The sequence below is a fragment of the Flavobacterium enshiense DK69 genome, assembly GCF_000498495.1.
Taxonomy (GTDB): Bacteria; Bacteroidota; Bacteroidia; order Flavobacteriales; family Flavobacteriaceae; genus Flavobacterium; species Flavobacterium enshiense.
Genome location: NZ_AVCS01000015.1, coordinates 306,959 through 325,918 on the forward strand (window position 1 = coordinate 306,959; position 18,960 = coordinate 325,918).

The 18,960-nt window shown below is 38.4% G+C and carries 15 protein-coding genes, 3 tRNA genes and 1 pseudogene; 9 read left to right on the top strand and 10 right to left on the bottom strand.

The window, feature by feature from the left end:
- Positions 1 to 115: 115 nt before the first annotated feature.
- From FEDK69T_RS16040 to FEDK69T_RS15525, 3 genes and pseudogenes are all read left to right on the top strand, one after another.
- Positions 116 to 274, top strand: a pseudogene (locus FEDK69T_RS16040) (REP-associated tyrosine transposase); the annotation flags it as partial.
- Between the two features lie 33 nt (positions 275 to 307).
- Positions 308 to 742 (top strand): hypothetical protein, encoded by a 435-nt coding sequence (locus FEDK69T_RS11335; RefSeq protein ID WP_023574307.1) that lies wholly within the window; start codon positions 308 to 310, stop codon positions 740 to 742.
- A gap of 410 nt (positions 743 to 1,152) precedes the next feature.
- A complete protein-coding gene (locus FEDK69T_RS15525; protein ID WP_051385128.1) occupies positions 1,153 to 2,004 on the top strand; it encodes an alpha/beta fold hydrolase in 852 nt (283 codons plus the stop codon).
- A 122-nt stretch (positions 2,005 to 2,126) separates the two neighbouring features.
- Here FEDK69T_RS15525 and FEDK69T_RS11345 read toward each other — a convergent pair whose 3' ends face one another.
- The 4 genes from FEDK69T_RS11345 to FEDK69T_RS15860 form a co-directional block, all read right to left on the bottom strand.
- Positions 2,127 to 2,669, bottom strand: coding sequence for a YfbU family protein (locus FEDK69T_RS11345; RefSeq protein ID WP_023574309.1), 543 nt, complete (start codon positions 2,667 to 2,669; stop codon positions 2,127 to 2,129).
- A gap of 165 nt (positions 2,670 to 2,834) precedes the next feature.
- A complete protein-coding gene (rimO, locus tag FEDK69T_RS11350; protein ID WP_023574310.1) occupies positions 2,835 to 4,154 on the bottom strand; it encodes a 30S ribosomal protein S12 methylthiotransferase RimO in 1,320 nt (439 codons plus the stop codon).
- 232 nt (positions 4,155 to 4,386) lie between these two features.
- A complete protein-coding gene (locus FEDK69T_RS11355) occupies positions 4,387 to 5,922 on the bottom strand; it encodes an OmpP1/FadL family transporter (protein ID WP_023574312.1) in 1,536 nt (511 codons plus the stop codon).
- A 67-nt stretch (positions 5,923 to 5,989) separates the two neighbouring features.
- Positions 5,990 to 7,051: a hypothetical protein gene (locus FEDK69T_RS15860; protein ID WP_023574313.1), complete on the bottom strand. Its 1,062-nt coding sequence runs from the start codon at positions 7,049 to 7,051 to the stop codon at positions 5,990 to 5,992.
- A gap of 102 nt (positions 7,052 to 7,153) precedes the next feature.
- Between FEDK69T_RS15860 and proS the strand changes: the two genes are divergently transcribed.
- The 6 genes from proS to typA all read left to right on the top strand — a co-directional run bounded on the left by proS (position 7,154) and on the right by typA (position 11,346).
- The gene (gene proS / locus FEDK69T_RS11365; RefSeq protein ID WP_023574314.1) at positions 7,154 to 8,632 is read left to right on the top strand and encodes a proline--tRNA ligase; all 1,479 of its coding nucleotides are present in this window, start codon (positions 7,154 to 7,156) and stop codon (positions 8,630 to 8,632) included.
- A gap of 80 nt (positions 8,633 to 8,712) precedes the next feature.
- Positions 8,713 to 8,784, top strand: a tRNA-Glu gene (locus FEDK69T_RS11370).
- Positions 8,785 to 8,809: 25 nt separating this feature from the next.
- A tRNA-Glu gene (locus FEDK69T_RS11375) sits at positions 8,810 to 8,881 on the top strand.
- Between the two features lie 41 nt (positions 8,882 to 8,922).
- A tRNA-Glu gene (locus FEDK69T_RS11380) sits at positions 8,923 to 8,994 on the top strand.
- Positions 8,995 to 9,151: 157 nt separating this feature from the next.
- A complete protein-coding gene (rpsT, locus tag FEDK69T_RS11385; protein WP_023574315.1) occupies positions 9,152 to 9,403 on the top strand; it encodes a 30S ribosomal protein S20 in 252 nt (83 codons plus the stop codon).
- A 143-nt stretch (positions 9,404 to 9,546) separates the two neighbouring features.
- Positions 9,547 to 11,346 (top strand): translational GTPase TypA, encoded by a 1,800-nt coding sequence (gene typA / locus FEDK69T_RS11390; RefSeq protein WP_023574316.1) that lies wholly within the window; start codon positions 9,547 to 9,549, stop codon positions 11,344 to 11,346.
- A gap of 51 nt (positions 11,347 to 11,397) precedes the next feature.
- On the opposite strand, the gene FEDK69T_RS11395 is transcribed toward typA, so the two are convergent.
- From FEDK69T_RS11395 to FEDK69T_RS11420, 6 genes are all read right to left on the bottom strand, one after another.
- On the bottom strand, positions 11,398 to 11,649 hold the full coding sequence (locus tag FEDK69T_RS11395; RefSeq protein WP_023574317.1) for a GlsB/YeaQ/YmgE family stress response membrane protein: 252 nt from the start codon (positions 11,647 to 11,649) through the stop codon (positions 11,398 to 11,400).
- 88 nt (positions 11,650 to 11,737) lie between these two features.
- Positions 11,738 to 14,062, bottom strand: a complete 2,325-nt coding sequence (locus FEDK69T_RS11400; RefSeq protein WP_035629683.1) for a choice-of-anchor L domain-containing protein — start codon at positions 14,060 to 14,062, stop codon at positions 11,738 to 11,740.
- A 15-nt stretch (positions 14,063 to 14,077) separates the two neighbouring features.
- Positions 14,078 to 14,914 carry an ABC transporter permease gene (locus FEDK69T_RS11405; protein WP_023574319.1) on the bottom strand — a complete coding sequence of 279 codons (837 nt, stop codon included), beginning with the start codon at positions 14,912 to 14,914 and terminating at the stop codon, positions 14,078 to 14,080.
- A gap of 83 nt (positions 14,915 to 14,997) precedes the next feature.
- Positions 14,998 to 15,894, bottom strand: a complete 897-nt coding sequence (locus FEDK69T_RS11410) for an ABC transporter ATP-binding protein (RefSeq protein ID WP_023574320.1) — start codon at positions 15,892 to 15,894, stop codon at positions 14,998 to 15,000.
- Between the two features lie 65 nt (positions 15,895 to 15,959).
- Positions 15,960 to 17,798 carry a BamA/TamA family outer membrane protein gene (locus tag FEDK69T_RS11415; RefSeq protein ID WP_023574321.1) on the bottom strand — a complete coding sequence of 613 codons (1,839 nt, stop codon included), beginning with the start codon at positions 17,796 to 17,798 and terminating at the stop codon, positions 15,960 to 15,962.
- Between the two features lie 101 nt (positions 17,799 to 17,899).
- Positions 17,900 to 18,958, bottom strand: a complete 1,059-nt coding sequence (locus tag FEDK69T_RS11420; RefSeq protein WP_023574322.1) for a nucleoid-associated protein — start codon at positions 18,956 to 18,958, stop codon at positions 17,900 to 17,902.
- Between the last annotated feature and the right edge of the window lie 2 nt (positions 18,959 to 18,960).

Sequence of the window (18,960 nt, forward strand, 5' to 3'; positions counted from 1 at the left end):
ACAAAGAGAATAAGACATCCTAAAAAAATTAAGTTGAAAGGGATAGTACAGAAAACATTTCTGCGCTATCATTTTTAGTGTAAAAAGTATAGTTTTGTAATATAAATTATAAGCCATGTCAACAAAATACAAAGCCACAACAACAGAAGAAGTTTACTTTATAACTGTATTTGCAGTAGGATGGATTGACGTCTTTACGCGTTTAAATCAAAAGCAAAATCTAATAAAATCTTTGGAATATTGTCAAAAAAATAAAGGATTGCAAATCCGCGCTACCGGGGATTAAATATAATACCTAACTTGATTTATGAAAGATAATATACTGCCAAACTCAATTATTGAGATAAAGAAAAACAACTTTACGTCGTATGTTTCTGATTTACAAATAGTTAAAGAGCATCGTAATTTATGTAAAAAAGCAGTTGAAGAATATTTTGATAAATATAATTACAATTTAACAACTCAAAAAGAATGGCTGATTAAGCACGTAGATTTAGGTTTGTTTTTTGAAGATATATTTGATTTAGGCTTTTTTTTCAACAATGAAGAGTCAAGCAATAAAGATGATTTACTTTTGCTTGACGATTCAGTTTATGGTTTCAAAATTAAAGCTTCAAGAGATGATTTTGAATATGAAATCAAATTCAAAAAAATATTCCAACAATTATTTTTTGATAAAAAATTATACCAAGAAAAACTTGATGAATATAAAAACGATTTAGATTCTGAATTCCCATTTTAAAGAAAAGGCGAACAGCTAACAAGGGTTTTATGCAAGTGGGGTTGTAGGATTTATTGGTAAAGGTCAGTGTTTGCATTTTCTTCCCCCGCCCCGCAAAGTCTCCTGACTTTGCGGCATACAGTGAAGATAGAACAGATTTCTACCACTAGCGCGAGCATCATACTCGTGTCCACAAGTAAAATAAAGCTACATCCAATACGATGTAGATTTTTGTTTTAAAGCAGAATCCAAAAAACACTTGCCCCCGCTACCGCACGAATCCTTTCGTGTGGTAATTCTCGATGTGAGTTTCTAAATGTTTTGATTTAAATTATTGATTTTCAATAAGTTGAAAATTAAAATTACTAATTCCAACGATATTTTTTAATAACTTTAGGTAGCAATTTGATTACTAACTAAAATCGGATATCATGAAACATAGTGTACCAATTACGAAGCTGTTTTTGGTCTTGTTTTTATTCCTTGCAGGTAACAGTTGTGCGCAGTCAGGTTCAAGATCAAAATACGGGAACAATAAAAAAGCAGGCCATTTTATTGAACTGAATGGCGTAAAACTGTATTATGAAGACTACGGGAAAGGAAAGCCGATTATTGTACTTCATGGAAACGGCGGGAATATCAGCGCCATGTCCCCACAAATTGACTATTTCTCCAAAAACAACAGGGTCATCGTAATGGACTGCAGGGGAAGGGGTAAAAGCGAATTGGGAAAAGATTCGCTGACCTATATCCAGATGACAAAAGACCTTAACGGCCTTCTGAACCATTTAAAGCTCGATTCGACTTACATCATCGGAAGAGGTGACGGAGCTATTATCGGTCTTCTGCTTGCAGTCAACTATCCCGATAAAGCGAAAAAAATCGCCGCTTTTGAGATAAATATAACTCCCGGCACCGATGAATTGTATGATGTAGAAAGCATAACCGCCGCCCGAAAACACGCTGAACAAATGCTGGCAGAAAATGATACTTCGGACAACTGGTTTTTAATTCGGCAACTTTACCGCCTTGTCGAATTTCAGCGGGTTATACCGCCCGATGATTTAAAGAAAATCCAATGTCCGGTATTAATTCTCTCATGCGACAGGGATACGGCAAAAGACGAACGTTCCTTTTCAGTGTATCGGAATATCAGAAAATCCAATCTGTGTATCTTTAACGGACAAACCAGCGGGATGACTAACTCCGCCCCAGCACTTTTCAATGTAACTGTAGAGAATTTCTTTTCGGAACGAATCAGATCGGAGGAAATTGGGGAATAGTATTTTAACTGAAAAACGAAACGTTATTCTTAAGTTGGTTAAATGATGATAATAAAAATCCCCTACTTGACGGGGATTTTCTTTGCGTAAAATTAACCAAGTGATGTATGAAAAATAGCTTTTTACGCGTTCTGAACAATTATTTTTTTAGACGAACTTAAAAGTTCGATCATGCATTTTAAATCGTCTATGTTTAAATCATATTGGTCACAGTCCAGCAGATAGTACTGATAATCCAGTATTTTACGATATTTTGATAGTGGGAATCGGCTATGTGAGTTTAAGTAGGTCTCTTTATATTCCGGCCACAGATTCATTGTGTGTACCATGAACCTCATATAGTGAAAATGGGTGTCGTGCTGGGCATCAAATCCTTCAAATTTTATTTTTTCAAGATCCAGTGAGTACTTTTCTTCTTCAGAGAGTTTTTCGGTTGCGTCTGCAATTCGGCGGAACATATGTAGGATTTGAGTGGTTTCCTCGCAGATTTCTATAGGAATTTCTTCGGCAGCGACATCAAAAACTTCGAAATATTGTTCGGTAAATCCATTTTCCAGAATCTCAATTTTGGTTTCGTAATTGTTGTGATCTCCTATTATTGACAGAATTTTAAACTGGTTGGCTAAAATTTGTCTTTCAGCTATGGTTAAGGTTTCCGGTATCATAATTTGAGTGATTAGTAGTTTTATGCAATACTAAAAACTTACCAAAATGTGATGTTGCGGTTTTTCCTCAGCTAATGTTAAAATGAGTCGGAGGGTGGGGGTGAGATGAAAAAAATCCCCAACAAACAGAGTTGATGGGGATTTACTATATAAATTAAAAGGAATTTATTGTTGTACCGGTTCGCCGTAAAGGTCGAATTCCGTAGCGTCCGTAATTTTGATGTTTACGAATTCACCTGTTTTTACATAGTGTTTGGTCGCGTCAATCAATACTTCATTATCTACGTCCGGGCTGTCGAATTCTGTTCTTCCCACAAAATGACCACCCTCTTTTCTGTCAATGATGCATCGGAAAACCTGACCCACTTTCTCCTGATTCAGATCCCATGAAATCTGTGATTGAAGCTCCATAATTTCATTGGCCCGGGCTTGTTTCACTTCGTCCGGAACGTTGTCTTCCAATAAATAAGCATGCGTGTTTTCCTCATGAGAATAAGCAAAACAACCCAAACGGTCAAACTTCATTTCCTGTACAAAGTCTTTCAGAATGTTGAAATCTTCTTCAGTTTCCCCAGGGTATCCAACAATTAAAGTTGTACGGATTGCCATCCCAGGAACCGCTTCACGGAATTCTTTCAACAATTTCGTGGTTTTTGCCTGAGTTGTACCGCGGCGCATTGATTTCAGGATATTGTCTGAAATATGCTGCAGCGGAATATCAATATAATTACAGATTTTTGGTTCGCGTTTCATCAATTCCAATACATCCATCGGGAAACCGGTAGGGAAGGCGTAGTGCAAACGAATCCACTCAATACCTTCTACTTTTGCAAGGTTTTCCAATAATTCGGCAAGGTTACGTTTTTTGTACAAATCCAAACCGTAATACGTTAAATCCTGAGCAATAAGGATTAATTCTTTCACGCCGTTTTTCGCTAGGCCTTGCGCTTCTTTAACCAATTTTTCAATCGGCTGAGAAACGTGTCCGCCACGCATCAACGGAATCGCACAGAAACTGCACGGACGGTCACACCCTTCGGCAATTTTTAAATACGCGTAGTTTTTCGGAGTCGTCGTTAAACGCTCTCCTAATAATTCGTGTTTATAATCGGCACCCAAAGCTTTCAATAATTGCGGTAATTCTGTCGTACCGAAATATTGGTCCACATTCGGGATTTCTTTTTCTAAATCGGGTCTGTAACGTTCAGATAAACATCCGGTTACGAAAACTTTGTCAACCAAACCTCTTTCTTTCTTGTCGGCATATTCCAAAATCATGTTTACCGATTCTGCTTTCGCATTATCAATAAACCCGCAAGTATTGATAACAATGATGTTACCTTCTTTTTCTGCAGGTGCCTCGTGCTCAACATCTTTACCGCTGGCTTTTAACTGGCCCATCAGTACTTCGCTGTCATACACGTTTTTTGAACACCCAAGGGTGATTACATTGATTTTGTTTTTCTTTAATGACTTGGTTCTCATGTAATTATGATGTTTATTTTATTTAAATAAAGTGCGCAAAATTACGCTTTTTATATTTAGGAGCACCATCGTTTGGGAATTTTTTAAGGGTTTGGTTCCGCCATCCGCTATATCTTTCACTTTTTAAAGAAAAAAGTAAAAGGATGCCGCTGCTGTCGGGGCTAAAATCAAAGGTCGGGAAATAAAAAACCACTCCCGAAAGAGTGGCCTACGTATTATTATGTCTGCTTTCTTAGAAGTTAAAGGTGTAGGTTAGGAAAAAATTGTTGGTTTTTGTTGTAACCGTAGCGGCATCCGTAAAGCTTGATAGCAGATATACCTGCATGTCTCTTTGCGAGTAGGCGTAGGCAAAATCAAGTCGGGAAAACCCAAAATCATAACCAATTCCTGTGGAGAACCCATGTAAGTCACCAATAGTTTTCCCATTGTCATACGGACTTTGTTCAAAGCGGTATCCTCCTCTAAGGCTAACTTGTTTCATTCGGTGTTCAAATCCTGCCCTAACTTCCGAAGCCGCTCTCAATGAGCTATTCATTAAAGAGTTGACAGAACTGTAAAATATTTCGTTTTCCGGTTTGTATTTCGTAGTGGAATAATCTTTATAGGTATAATCCACACTGATTAATCCTTTTTTGCCAAACAAAAAAGTTCCACTAACGTTGAATTTTTGGGGAGTATTTAATTTATAGCTCGGATAAATATTAATTACCGGCGGATATTTAGACGCTGATGATGCTAAATTGTTAGGGTCGCTGTATCTTGATGAAATATCTTGTGAAAGTTCGTCTGTAAGATTGTACCAGGTAGGTGATTCATAAGCAAACCCAACCCTGAATTCTTTGCTTAATTTAGCTATGGCGCCAACACTTAAAGAAAAACCGCTTCCGTAAGTGTGCATGTGATTGTTGAAGACGACGCTGTGAAGCGTGTTTCCGGTTAAGTTATTGGGACCCGAGTTCGACTCATATAAAGAGGAGTATTGAAAATAATTGGTGAAATGAGAATTCAGATTAAGCCCTAAATAAAGTATGTCTTTGTAATCGGTGGCAAAATTAAAACTCAATTTACCGTTATATCCCGATGAGTTAACCATGTTGGTCTGATAATAGGAAGTATTTCTGGGTACATTTGATGTGTAGACGGTGTTGTTTGGATCTGGGGTAACAGGGTCGAACATGAAACTCCAATATCCTAACCATGCCTGTTGGTCCGCAAAAGGCAAGGACGTATAGTTCTCATAGCTGCCATCATCCAAGACACCTAATTTTATTCCTCCAAGTCCTCCAAATCCGTTTGCAAAAGAAGTAAAGTATTCATCTATAGAACGGTTCGGATTTACCCCCTGAGTATAAATGTCGTTGTCAAAGTCATTTGTGGTTTCATAGTTGATGGCAAAAGTAAATCGCTTCCAATCAGCGTTTGGTTTGGTGTTGTAAAAGACAAAAGCGGCACCCATTTCGTTGAAATTGAAGGTGGTGGTGTTGTCTTTAGCCATTCCGCCATAATAATTCGACTTGTTGCTGTTGTTGTAAACGCTCATCGTTAATGAAGATGTATTGCTGTTCAATAACGCCGATCCGGCCGGGTTGACGTTAATCGATGATAAATCACCGCCAACAGCTCCAAAAGCACCGCTCATCCCCCGGAATCGGGCGCTACCCTGAGTGTTGTCCATTGCATAACGCAATGCGGTCAAAGGAGTGGGTTCTTGGGCGTTTGCTATTAGGGCCGACAAGAAAAGTACTGTGTTAAGTAAGTATTTTTTCATGACAAATCTGGTTTAAATAGAAATAAAAACCTAAGCCCAATTGAATGAGCTTAGGTGATTTGAAAATTTATCGTCGGCCTCCGCCGCCTCCGCCGCCACCGCCGGAACGACCTCCGCCGCCACCGCCGTAACCACCGCCGCTTCCGCCTCCGTAGCCACCGCCTCCATAACCTCCGGAACTTCTAGGTGAAGAAGGTGTGGAATAGCTTCCTGAACTTCTAGGTGAAGATGGTGTTGAATAGCTTCCTGAACTTCTAGGGTTTGAGTAACTTCCGGAGCTTCTAGGATATGAAGAACCGCTGTTGCCTCTTGGTGTAGAATATTGGTAATTTCGTGGTTGTGTTCCCTGACCGTTTCTAGGAGTTGAATATTGTCCGCTGCTTCTTGGGTTAGTGAAGTTTCCGTTTTGATTGTTTAAGCTTGAGCGTGGATTGTAATATTGACCGCTGCTTCTTGTACCTGATGTAGCGCTATAGTTTCTTCCTCCGTCAGCTCTGGTACCTGAAGAATTGTATTGAGTAGGGTAGCCTCTTCTGTTTCCATTGTTATATGCATAACTGCTTCGTCCTCCGCTGTAGGCGTAGCCGCCTCTTGTTCCATAGGCGTAGTTGCCATAATAGCCGCAATAACCATAATGGTATCCATAATAAGGGTAGTAGCAGTAAGGGTTGTAGTAGCCCCATCCGTAATATGGGTAACCCCAGCCCCAACCCCAGCTGATGCCCCAACTCCATCCATAATAAGGGTAGTACCATCCGTAGCCTGCATACCAAGGATTGTAGTAGCTATCATAGTAATTTACGGTTACGTTTTTTGAATTTTCACCCCAACCGGCATAATTATCCTGCTGTTTGTAAACAATGGTGTCATTGTTAGTGCCGGTAACAGCGCCGCTGTCATTAGGTGAGTAATTGTCTTTATTGGCAGCAAAGTACTCTTTGTACTTGCTGTTTTGTGAAGCATTGGCTTCAGGGTATTGATACTGTGACTTTTCAGGAGAACCGTATACACCGTCATTGTCGTAATACGACGAGTTCTGATAGGGGCCACAGGAAGAAACCAAAAGTCCTACTAGTCCAAATAGTATATAAATGGATATATTTCGGCCGGATACGTATATAGTTTTCATATCAGTGGTGTTTTTTATTGTTGGTCATAACAAAATTAGTTAGTTTTGTCGAACTATTTTCATTAAAGTAAGTTAAACAATATTTGTGCCAAAGTATTAAAAATGAGTAAGAACTTAACAAAGCGATCAGAAGATTATTCCAAGTGGTATAATGAACTGGTTGTAAAAGCAGATTTAGCAGAAAATTCCGGTGTAAGAGGTTGTATGGTTATCAAACCGTACGGATATGCAATTTGGGAAAAGATACAGCGAGAATTAGACCGTATGTTTAAAGAAACAGGTCACAGTAATGCGTATTTTCCGTTGTTTGTGCCCAAAAGTATGTTTGAGGCGGAAGAGAAAAATGCAGAAGGATTTGCTAAAGAATGTGCGATTGTTACTCATTATCGATTAAAAACCGATGAAGAAAACAAAGGTAAACTTATTGTTGATCCAAACGCGAAACTGGAAGAGGAATTAATTGTTCGTCCAACCAGTGAAGCAATTATCTGGTCTACCTATAAAGGCTGGGTGCAATCCTACAGAGATTTGCCGTTGTTGATTAATCAATGGGCGAATGTGGTGCGTTGGGAGATGCGTACGCGTTTGTTTTTACGTACGGCTGAATTTTTATGGCAGGAAGGACATACGGCGCATGCTACTAAAGAAGAAGCATTGGCAGAGTCAGTGCAGATGATGAATGTGTATGCTGATTTTGTTCAGGATTTCATGGCGATTCCGGTGATGAAAGGAGTGAAAACAGAAACCGAGCGTTTTGCAGGGGCAGAAGAGACATACTGTATTGAAGCTTTGATGCAAGACGGAAAAGCGCTTCAGGCAGGAACATCTCATTTCTTAGGGCAGAATTTTGCCAAGGCTTTCGATGTTAAATTTGCAAATAAAGAGGGGAAACAAGAACACGTATGGGGGACTTCATGGGGAGTTTCAACCCGTTTGATGGGTGCTTTGGTGATGACGCATTCTGATGATAACGGATTGGTGTTGCCTCCAAATTTAGCGCCAATTCAAGTTGTAATTGTGCCAATCCATAGAACAGACGAACAATTGGATGCGATTTCCGCTCAGGTAAATGATTTAATGAAGGAATTGCGTAAAGCAGGTATTTCTGTTAAATTTGACGATAGAGATACGCAAAAGCCAGGTTTTAAGTTTGCGGAATGGGAATTAAAAGGAGTTCCGGTTCGTTTGGCAATCGGTCCGAACGATTTAGAAAACGGAACGTATGAAGTGGCGCGTCGTGATACTTTAACAAAAGAAACGGTTTCCAAAGAAGGAATTGTGGGTTATCTTCAGAGTCTGTTGGAGCAAATTCAAAGCGACTTGTTTAATAAAGCATTGAGCTACAGGGATACACATATTACTGAGGTGAATTCGTTCGAGGAATTCAAGGATGTTTTGGAAAACAAAGCTGGTTTCGTGGCTGCACATTGGGACGGTACTCCGGAGACGGAAGAAAAGATAAAAGAACTTACAAAAGCAACCATTCGCTGTATTGCTTTAGATAGAAAAGAAGAGACGGGAAGCTGTGTTTTTACAGGCAAACCATCCTCAGGCAGAGTGCTTTTCGCTAAAGCGTATTAAAAAAAAATATTTTTTTTGAGATAAGTGTTGCAAGAATAGAAATTAGTTGTATTTTTGCAACCGCAATGAAGAAAAAAGACGGCCCGTTCGTCTATCGGTTAGGACGCCAGGTTTTCATCCTGGTAAGAGGGGTTCGATTCCCCTACGGGCTACAACTTTTTTCTTTATTGTTTTACTGGCCCGTTCGTCTATCGGTTAGGACGCCAGGTTTTCATCCTGGTAAGAGGGGTTCGATTCCCCTACGGGCTACTATTTATTGAAAAATTGGGCAACCAAGAAATGAGCTTAACGGCCCGTTCGTCTATCGGTTAGGACGCCAGGTTTTCATCCTGGTAAGAGGGGTTCGATTCCCCTACGGGCTACAAAATTAGTTGTGATTAAGTTTTATAAAATAATGATTCAGTGTCTCGAATTATTATTTTATTAGTTAAAACCAAAGTGATTGTTCAGCAATTGTGGGAGGTTTTTCTTTTTTAACTAATAATTTAAAATAATTATTACAATTAAAAAATTAAAAAAATGGCAAATCATAAGTCAGCTTTAAAAAGAATTAGAAGCAACGAGAAAAAAAGAGTATTAAACAGATACCAACATAAAACTACACGTAATGCTATTAAAGCAATCCGTTTAGCAACTGATAAGACTGAAGCATCTGCGAAATTATCTTCTGTAATCTCTATGATTGACAAATTAGCGAAGAAAAACATCATTCACGCTAATAAAGCTTCAAACTTGAAATCAAAATTAACAAGACACGTAGCTGCTTTATAGTAAGTGTCTGTTGAAATAATAAAGCTCTCAATATTGAGAGCTTTTTTTATTGTTATCAATTGGTTAAAATTTAGCTAACTACTTCATAGTTAGTGTTTTTAATTCAAAAAATAGTTGTACCTTTGCACCTTCAAAATTTGTATATGACTTCAATTAGAAACATCGCGATTATTGCTCACGTTGACCACGGTAAAACGACTTTGGTTGACAAAATTATGTATCACTGTCAGTTATTCCGTGAAAACGAGAATACAGGAGATTTAATCCTGGATAACAACGACTTGGAAAGAGAAAGAGGTATTACCATTACTTCTAAAAACGTTTCTGTTGTTTATAAAGGAACTAAAATTAATATTATCGATACTCCCGGTCACGCCGATTTCGGTGGAGAAGTGGAACGTGTGTTAAACATGGCCGATGGTGTTTTATTGTTGGTAGATGCATTTGAAGGACCTATGCCGCAAACACGTTTCGTATTGCAGAAAGCAATCGATTTGGGTTTGAAACCATGTGTGGTGGTAAACAAAGTGGATAAAGAAAACTGTACTCCGGAAGAAGTACACGAAAAAGTTTTCGACTTAATGTTCGAATTAGGAGCACAAGAATGGCAGTTGGATTTTCCTACTGTATATGGTTCCGCAAAAAATAACTGGATGTCTGACGATTGGAAAAACCAAACGGAGAACATCGAGCCGCTTTTAGATATGGTATTGGAGCACATTCCGGCACCAAAAGTTTCTGAAGGAACGCCACAGATGTTGATCACTTCTTTGGATTTCTCTTCTTTCACAGGACGTATCGCTATCGGTCGTTTACAAAGAGGTGAATTAAAAGAGGGTCAGAATATTTCGTTGGTAAAACGTGACGGAAAGATCATCAAATCAAAAATTAAAGAATTACACACTTTTGACGGACTTGGACGTAAAAAAGTGGAAAGCGTAAAAGCTGGAGATATCTGTGCTATCGTTGGATTAGAAGGTTTCGAAATCGGGGATACAGTTGCTGATTTCGAAAATCCGGAAGCATTGGCAACTATTGCTATCGACGAGCCTACAATGAGTATGTTGTTTACTATCAACGATTCACCATTCTTCGGTAAAGAAGGTAAATTCGTTACTTCACGACATATTAAAGACCGTTTAAATAAAGAGCTAGAGAAAAACCTTGCTTTAAGAGTAAACGAAACAGATTCTGCTGATAAATTCATGGTTTTCGGACGTGGAGTACTTCACTTATCGGTACTTATCGAGACAATGCGTCGTGAAGGTTATGAATTACAGATTGGTCAGCCTCAGGTTATCATCAAAGAGATTGACGGAGTAAAATGTGAGCCAATTGAGGAATTGACTATCGACTTACCTGAGAACGTTTCTGGTAGAGCGGTTGAATTTGTAACTGTTCGTAAAGGTGAAATGTTAAGCATGGAGCCAAAAGGTGAGCGTATGATCATCCAGTTCAACATTCCTTCCCGTGGTATCATCGGATTAAGAAACCAATTATTGACTGCTACTGCCGGTGAAGCTATTATGTCACACCGTTTCTTGGAATACCAACCATTCAAAGGTGAAATTCCAGGTCGTTTAAGTGGTTCATTAATCTCTATGGAAAACGGAAAAGCGATTCCTTATTCAATCGATAAATTACAGGAAAGAGGTAAATTCTTCGTAGATCCGAATGAAGATATCTATGAAGGTCAGGTTATCGGTGAGAACTCAAGAGGAGATGATATGGTTGTTAACGTAACTAAAACCAAGAAGTTGACAAACGTACGTTCTTCAGGAGCTGATGATAAAGCGAGAATTATTCCTGCTATCAAATTCTCATTGGAGGAAGCTTTGGAGTACATCCAAAAAGACGAGTATGTAGAGGTAACGCCAAAATCGTTGCGTTTACGTAAAATCTACCTAAATGAAAACGACAGAAAACGATTTAAAATTGATTAATCATAATATTTGTATAAAAAAAGCCGTTCATTGAACGGCTTTTTTTTTATTTCAATTTTTCGCTTTGAAAATGAGGTTTATGATTACTAAGATGACAATGGCGCCAATGGCACCGGTTAAAATAGCGCCAAGAAGACCAGTTCCTAAACTTACTCCGAGTTTGCCCAAAAGCCAGTAGCCGACAAAACTTCCTAGGATACCAACAATAATATTGCCCAACAATCCCAGACCGCCGCCGCTGTAGATTTGGCTTCCCAACCATCCGGCGATGGCCCCGACGATTAATGTACCTATGATTTCCATAATTTATTGATTTATAGGTTGATAGCTACAAAGTTACCACTATAAATTCACAAAACGATGCCGTGTATAGTATGAATATTGATAAGATTTATCGTTTTAAAGCGAAATGTCCTTTTATATTTCTGCCATTATCCAAGGTAAGGTTAAACCAATAATCATCCGATGGCAATGCAGAATTGTTTAAAGTGCCATTCCATCCATCGATTAAAGGGAAAACATGTTTAACAAGTTTACCGTAACGATCAAAAATGAAGAGTCTGGAATTCGGATATACACTGTCAAGATTTTTAATTGCCCAAATATCATTGTAACCGTCTCCGTTAGGCGTAAAAAATCTCGGGTAATCCAATACAATAATGTTTTGAGGCCCAGTAGTGCCGCAACCGTTTTTATCACGGACAAAAACCTGATATTCTCCGGGCAAAACATTTGTAAAAACATTACTGTCCTGATAAATGACGCCATCTAATGAGAATTCATAATTTCCGGTTCCGCTTACATGCACAATAACAGAATTGTTCATGCCTGAAAAACTATTTACTTCTATGCTAATGATGGTTGCCATTTCCGAAGAGATAACCGTAAATGTTTTAGAAGCAACGCAATTATCTGCATTGGTAACGGTTACTGTATAATCTCCAGATTCGGAAACCGTTATGGTTTGCGTGTTTTGGACAGGTGTTGTATCCCAGGAATAACTGGCATAACCGCTGCCGGCATCCAATAGCGTACTTTCTTCGTTGCAAAGCGCAATAGTTTCATCGTGTAAGTTTGGAAAAGAACTTACTCTTAGAGTAACTGGGATTATCCCATAACAATCCGGTCCGTTAATAATTCGTACATAAATGATTTGCTGATCTGCAATTGTATTTGTGAACGGTGTGCTTAGTGGGTTATTCTGGAGAAGTGCATCCTCAGAACTTATGTAATATTCAATTTGATAATTTGCAGGAAATGAATTATTGGCAATGATCCGCTGAGAAATAGCGTCCAAATCAAAAGGATATAAACCATCTTGTGGCTCATCCGAATCACAGATAATTACTGGAGCAATCGGATTTATGGCATTGTCAACTGTTCGCAGTGTTATAGTGGCGTAGTCAACGGGACAGTCAAATTCATTCTCAACCCTGACGACAATAGCATTTCCCTGGCTGTTTGAATAAGATTCCGGATTGGTGATTTCATTTTGTTGGTTTTGGGCATCCGTTAAACTGTGGTAATAGCCAATTATGGATATTTCGCTTGCTCCTCCCGTAACAGTTTGAATGGCATTGTTTAAATTAAATGTGCTAATGCCATCATTATCATCATCACACTGAACTAAAACAGCGTCATTTGCCGTATGTACGTATTCAACATTCATGTAACCTCGCACTGAGCAAGTTCCTACATCAGCAAGTAGCATATATACTCCTGCAGAAGAAATGGTATAGGTAGGAGAACTGACATTGATATAACCGGGAATTGGTACGCCGTTTTTATGCCAGGTATAATTTAATGTCCCCGGAACGGTATAATCCGGTGCTACAGTAAGGGTTTCTCCCTGGCAAAGTGGGTTTCCGTCAGCAAATATACGATCGTCTCCCATGGCATAATCGTTGCTGAAAGTATTAGCTCCAATAAAAATAGCTGAATCGTAAAGACTGTTTCCCTGATCGGCGATGACTAATTTGACATGATAGGATGCTCCGGGTTCTATATCTGCTTCAGCGTTCATAATTTGCGTCTGCCCGTTAAAATTGGTGGAATGCTCGCTTCCGTTGAAAGCGTCAAAATATTCGGCATTTGCTGAAGGACAGATTGTTCCGGGGCCTCTAACTGTTGTTACTTTTACAGGAATTGTGGTTCCTGGAACAACGCCAAGGTTCTGATATGCTGGAGAACCTATCTTTTTTATCAGAAAGGCAAAGCCATCAGACGAATTGCATTGGCTGGAACTGGGATTCGATAAATAGTGTTCAGATGAAAAGATGTAATTAAAACTGACGTAATTGGTCCCCGAAACAAAATCAAATTCGACTACGGTAGCGTTAACCGTGTTGTTTTCTCCAATGGCTTGCTCTAAGTCAGGGTCACCTGGCCAGTTTGTTGGCCCTTCGCTAAGCAATGTCGTGTTGGGTCCGGCTGCAGATGACGCTTTACCTGTGGAAATGATCATTCCTTGTGCTAGCGAAAATCTGCCAGAATTGTAGTTAAACCAGGCATAGCTTTTTTCTCCATTGCCGAAATCCCATCCTGAAATAGTGACGTTTGTCGGTTCCACACAACTTTCAGACGAAAAAAGTTCCTTAACCATCTGCGTCGGGGTTTTTGTATTGTCAATGGTAATATATTGCGCATCAGCAGATATACTGAACAAACTGAGCAGTAGCAGTAACGGTATCTGATATGGAATATAGAATGTATGCATAGTACCTTAAAGGTACTACAAATCTCTATCTCTCAGAATTTTAAACGACATAACGACAAAAATAACTGTCCAAATTAATACGATGAAAATCGAGGAAAAATGAACACTGTAATCCTTGATGTTTTCCACCCCAATTTGCGTGCTGACTGTCTTAATGAAATTTAATCGGCTTATGGGTTCTATGATGAGATTGGACATTGATTCCAGAGGGAAAAACTTAAAGATTGAATTGGCTTTGTCGAAATCGTCAAATATGAATTTGCCCATTATTCCATAAGTAATTTTTTCTATGAAAAACCAAAGCATTAAAAAACCAAGCGCAAATGCAGAACGTTTGATTAATATCCCAAGAAACAGACAGAAAGAGAAAAAAGCAACCAGCTTGATAAAATAAGCCATCAGGTATTCCAGGTCCGAAAAAACAATGCCGATTTCATTATAGGAAGAAAATGAATAACCTAAGATGAGGGTAACGATAAAAACAAACACGGTTGAAATCCCTGCAAATAAAAGTACGGTAATGAATTTCGATAAAATGAATTCTTTTTTGCTCATTCCGTCGATAAGATTTTGTTTGAGTGTTCCATAACTGTATTCGTTTGCGATCATCGAAACGATAACAACAGCCAGGAAAAGTTTTAACCATGCCACGAAATAAGTGTTGAAATGCCAAATGTAAGGGAAGTTAAAGATGCCGCTATCGGCCGCATTAAATTTAAAAGGGCCTAAATCGAATTTGATCGATGCAACTAATGATATAAAGCAGATCAGTACAAAATACGTGATGATCAGTACGCGGCTGGCGTTGTTTTTCCAAAGTTTTTGCAGTTCTATATTTAAAAGTCGATTCATTTTTTATTTTGGGAATTAATGCCGAAGGCTTATTGGGTCCGGATTTTTTTGAATTTGATTAGTTAATAGTGTAACTCAAATTGTTATTGATGATTGGTGAGCTGCAGGAATTGTTCTTCCAGGCTGTGTTTTCGTTTTACCAAATGCTGAAGGCTGATATTGTTTTGGAACAGGTATCGGTTCAAATCGGTAGCTTCCAGAGGTGATTTTAAAAAGACGTATAATTTTCCATCCTCTTCATCAATTTTGTCCACGGCACTGTGATGCTGAAGCAATGCTTTTAACTCGGCATTGTTTTCGGATTGCAATTCAAAGAAGCCTTCGCTGGCCATAATTTCATGTACAGAACCCGAATACAGAACTTCTCCTTTCCTTAAAACGATTACATGTGTGCATACTTTTTCAACTTCATCTAAAAGGTGGGAAGCCAATAAAATGGTAGTTCCTAATGATGCAATGTGCTTAATAATGTCTCGAATCTGTCGGATTCCCTGTGGATCCAAGCCGTTGGTAGGTTCATCCAGAATGAGTATTTCGGGGTCATTTAACAGGGCAGAGGCAATAGCCAAACGCTGTTTCATCCCTAAAGAAAAAGTTCGAAATGGACTGTCTTTTCGATCCGATAGGCCTACAACCTCCAGTTTTTCGTCTACTTTATCGTAATGGATCCCTTTAATGTCGCAGACCAATTTCAGATTTTCCTCTGCTGTCATATAAGGATAGAAATTCGGTCTCTCGATGATAGCCCCCACTTTTTTTAATGCATGATGGGTGTCTGTTTTTCCATCAAACCATTTATAATTTCCCGAAGTTTTATTGACAACATTAAGGATGATTCCCAATGTGGTTGATTTTCCGCTTCCGTTCGGACCTAAAATCCCATAGACATTTCCTTTTTTTATTTCAAATGAAACATCTTTTACGGCGTGAATTTTTCCGAATTTTTTATTCAGGTGGTCAATTGTCAGTATAGTTTCCAAATTAGCTTTCTTTAGGTTATTAATAGGACGAACTATCCTTTAATTTGTTACCGACAAGTTGTAAATTACTGATAAGGCACAATTTCAGGGCGGCCAATCTGAAAATCAGGTAATCTGATATAGTTGTTTTTGTAGGCATTCGATCTAAATACATTATCTCCAACACCGGGAATGGAAGGGTAATAGGCAAATGAGAGTATGAAGCTGTTAAAAACCATGTAATCATTACTGATTACGAAGCCGACTCCAAATTTCGAATACAATTTACTTTGGAATAATTTTTCGGTTGAACCGCTCAGCATACCGAATTCCATACTGTAGAAGGGGCTCAACCTGAACCCATATAACTGGCCAGGAACATAGGATTGTGTCTGAAAAGTGACCAGCATTTTCTTTGTGCCCCTTCGCCTTTCATCAAAACCTTCAATACCTGAATTTCCACCTAAACTGATTAAATCGCTTTCTGTATCCAATCGATTATTCCCAATCGTTAATTGAGGTTTTATAAATTGACGTAATTTCCAATTCCCAAATTCGAATAATGGTGTGAAATAATTCATTTCGGCATTAAAGGTGGCTTGCTGGTTGATATCGTTTTTAAAGAAACTGCCCGCCTCAAAAGTCGCGGCAAGAAAACCAAAAGTATAATACCCTCCAACCGAATACCTTCCTCCGAAATAATATCGTTTAACGTTGTTCTTATATTCTACGCCACCGGTGACGGAATAAGTTTTTCCGATTTGAACGTATTCGGGAATTCCGTAATTGAAAAGGTATTTATCGGCTATATATTGGCGTGAAGTGACCCCGATACTCGCCAGGTATAATCTGGAGTTGGTGAAATATCGGATGCTGTCATAAACTGCGCTTGGGCTTTCTGTATATTTCAGGTTGTTAAAGCGAAATGTCGTTACCAGATTGGTGATGTGCTTTTCTTTTTTTGTTTTTTTGAAAATACGGATGGCATAACCACCCCAATAATCTTCGGATTCAAGTTTAAAATTGCTATAAAGCGGGATTTGGTTTATTGCCTTTATTGAATCTTTGTAAAAACGTTCTTCAAAAATAATTCCACCTGCCCACTTGGTGTAAGGAGAAAAGAAGGGACGGCTGAACCCGATTCCTTTTGAGTAATCGTTGTTGAATTCTTTGTCATAGAGAAGTGTTGTACGGATAAAGGTGTTTTTAAAATTGGGAACGATATACCGCATTTCATACGCATTTTTACTATCTGGAAAACGCTGTTTGAAAATGTTTTGAAATTCGTGGCCCAAACCCAAAAAATTACGTTCGGTTATTTCCAGGTTTCCGTGTGTTTCCGATAAAGAGCCGGAAGGAATCAAACTCCAGGAATCCAAAACAGTAATTTCAATGTCGACAGAGTCTTTGGAATTAGTTGGAATTGGCCTTATGGCAACTTTTCGAATGTATCGCTGCTGCTGAATTAAACGTTCGGATTCTTTTATCAAGAGTGAATCCAGAACGTCGTTTTTTTTGAATAATAATTGATTTCGGACAGTCCAGTGTTTTGTTTTAAGATGGACTGCATTTCCTTGTCTTTCGAACCATGTTTTGGGATTTTTTTCAAAACCATTAATGTCAAACCCGAAGGGATCTAAAGTAGTAATGTTTATTTTTCGGATAATTTTATGTTGGTAGTACTCGAAATTTATGGTGCGAATTGGAGCTCCACCCTTTTTAACTTTATTTTTTCTATCGGTTGGTTTAAAAAGGAGACGGTGAAGGAATTTAGTGAATTTTCTTTTTTTGGAATAGTTTTCAATATTGCGGAACATCACTTCTGTTGAGTCCTTTTTTACTTTTGTCGAATCCTTTTTAACAGGAACAACCTGTGCAGCTAACGGTTGCCAGAAACAAAAGAACAGGATTGTATATAAAAGCAACTTTTTGCACATATATTGAAAGTAGGAAAATCAACTAATAAATTTACTCTTTATTGTTGTGATAATCAAAAATAAAAAAAGAGGCCTGAGCCTCTTTACTATTAACTTTTTTGTTCTTTGTTGAAATATACCAGATAGTAATACATTTGTTTTTCCTCATCCCAGCCTTTTTCTACAAATTTTTCGGCACTTTCCGGATTGATGAAATCCAATTTAATCTGAATGTTGGTATCCAGATCTATGACGTTTTTCATTTTCTTACGGGCATCCGAAACTGCAGCGTTAGCAATAGGGAAGGAGGTCAAATCTTCAATGCTGTATTTTTCCCCTTTGTCAACTTTGTAGTTTTTGAATTCAGAAATCAAATCCGGATTGTCAATTACTTCGTTAATGAAATTCGTCTCTTCAAAATTGTCGTTTTTAGCGAAGTGGTTCACGGCACGGTTCATGAACATCACTTCTTCTTTTTTGTCTTCAGCTGGAAGCACTACTTCTTTAGCAAAGTCCTGACAGAATTTAAGGTATTTTTTAGTGATGAAATTCTCATCCTGGAATGCATCTACCGATAAGAAATGCTCTAGCCAGTAGCGTGCATCATAACGGTTACTGTCTACGGTTAAGATTTTGTAACCTTCTTCTTTTTTATAGTTGAAGATCAGACAGCCTTTGTCTAATTTGTTCAGGCTGATTCCCTGTTGCAGGATCATATCTAAATTAGTGTCTTTCTCTTCAAACTGAAGGAAATCGGCTTTGATTTCACTTTTGAAAACACCGATGGCATCGACTACATTGTTATCAATTGAAACATTTGTTAAGTATGTCACATATACTTCTCCGTTTTTAATGTGCGGATGGTTGGATTGCTCGAACAAATGGCGTGTAATTTTTTTTGAAACTTCATGTACACTGCCTGGATTAGCGAAAATCTCATTCGCATAATTATACATTTCGTTATAATCTAAATCCACATCGTGAGCAAACTGAAAGTAATTTTCCTCTTTGTCTCTGAAGGGTTTAAAGAAAAACTCTTTCAAAAGCGGCATAATCTCGTCATTCAGGTTATAAGGTTGTTCCGAAAGGAAAATAGCTTCATTGCGGCTTTTGTTTCCAACGCGGTGGATGGAAAGATTGTCTATGTGGGTGTTGAATAGATTTATCATTT

Bases quoted from the DNA above. Each gene is read 5' to 3' on its own strand.
- proS (WP_023574314.1), top strand. From the start codon at position 7,154: ATGAGTAAGAACTTAACAAAGCGATCAGAAGATTATTCCAAGTGGTAT.
- FEDK69T_RS11345 (WP_023574309.1), bottom strand. From the start codon at position 2,669: ATGATACCGGAAACCTTAACCATAGCTGAAAGACAAATTTTAGCCAAC.
- FEDK69T_RS11335 (WP_023574307.1), top strand. From the start codon at position 308: ATGAAAGATAATATACTGCCAAACTCAATTATTGAGATAAAGAAAAAC.
- FEDK69T_RS15525 (WP_051385128.1), top strand. From the start codon at position 1,153: ATGAAACATAGTGTACCAATTACGAAGCTGTTTTTGGTCTTGTTTTTA.
- FEDK69T_RS11420 (WP_023574322.1), bottom strand. From the start codon at position 18,958: ATGATAAATCTATTCAACACCCACATAGACAATCTTTCCATCCACCGC.
- FEDK69T_RS11400 (WP_035629683.1), bottom strand. From the start codon at position 14,062: ATGCATACATTCTATATTCCATATCAGATACCGTTACTGCTACTGCTC.
- FEDK69T_RS11405 (WP_023574319.1), bottom strand. From the start codon at position 14,914: ATGAATCGACTTTTAAATATAGAACTGCAAAAACTTTGGAAAAACAAC.
- FEDK69T_RS11355 (WP_023574312.1), bottom strand. From the start codon at position 5,922: ATGAAAAAATACTTACTTAACACAGTACTTTTCTTGTCGGCCCTAATA.
- FEDK69T_RS11395 (WP_023574317.1), bottom strand. From the start codon at position 11,649: ATGGAAATCATAGGTACATTAATCGTCGGGGCCATCGCCGGATGGTTG.
- rpsT (WP_023574315.1), top strand. From the start codon at position 9,152: ATGGCAAATCATAAGTCAGCTTTAAAAAGAATTAGAAGCAACGAGAAA.
- typA (WP_023574316.1), top strand. From the start codon at position 9,547: ATGACTTCAATTAGAAACATCGCGATTATTGCTCACGTTGACCACGGT.
- rimO (WP_023574310.1), bottom strand. From the start codon at position 4,154: ATGAGAACCAAGTCATTAAAGAAAAACAAAATCAATGTAATCACCCTT.
- FEDK69T_RS15860 (WP_023574313.1), bottom strand. From the start codon at position 7,051: ATGAAAACTATATACGTATCCGGCCGAAATATATCCATTTATATACTA.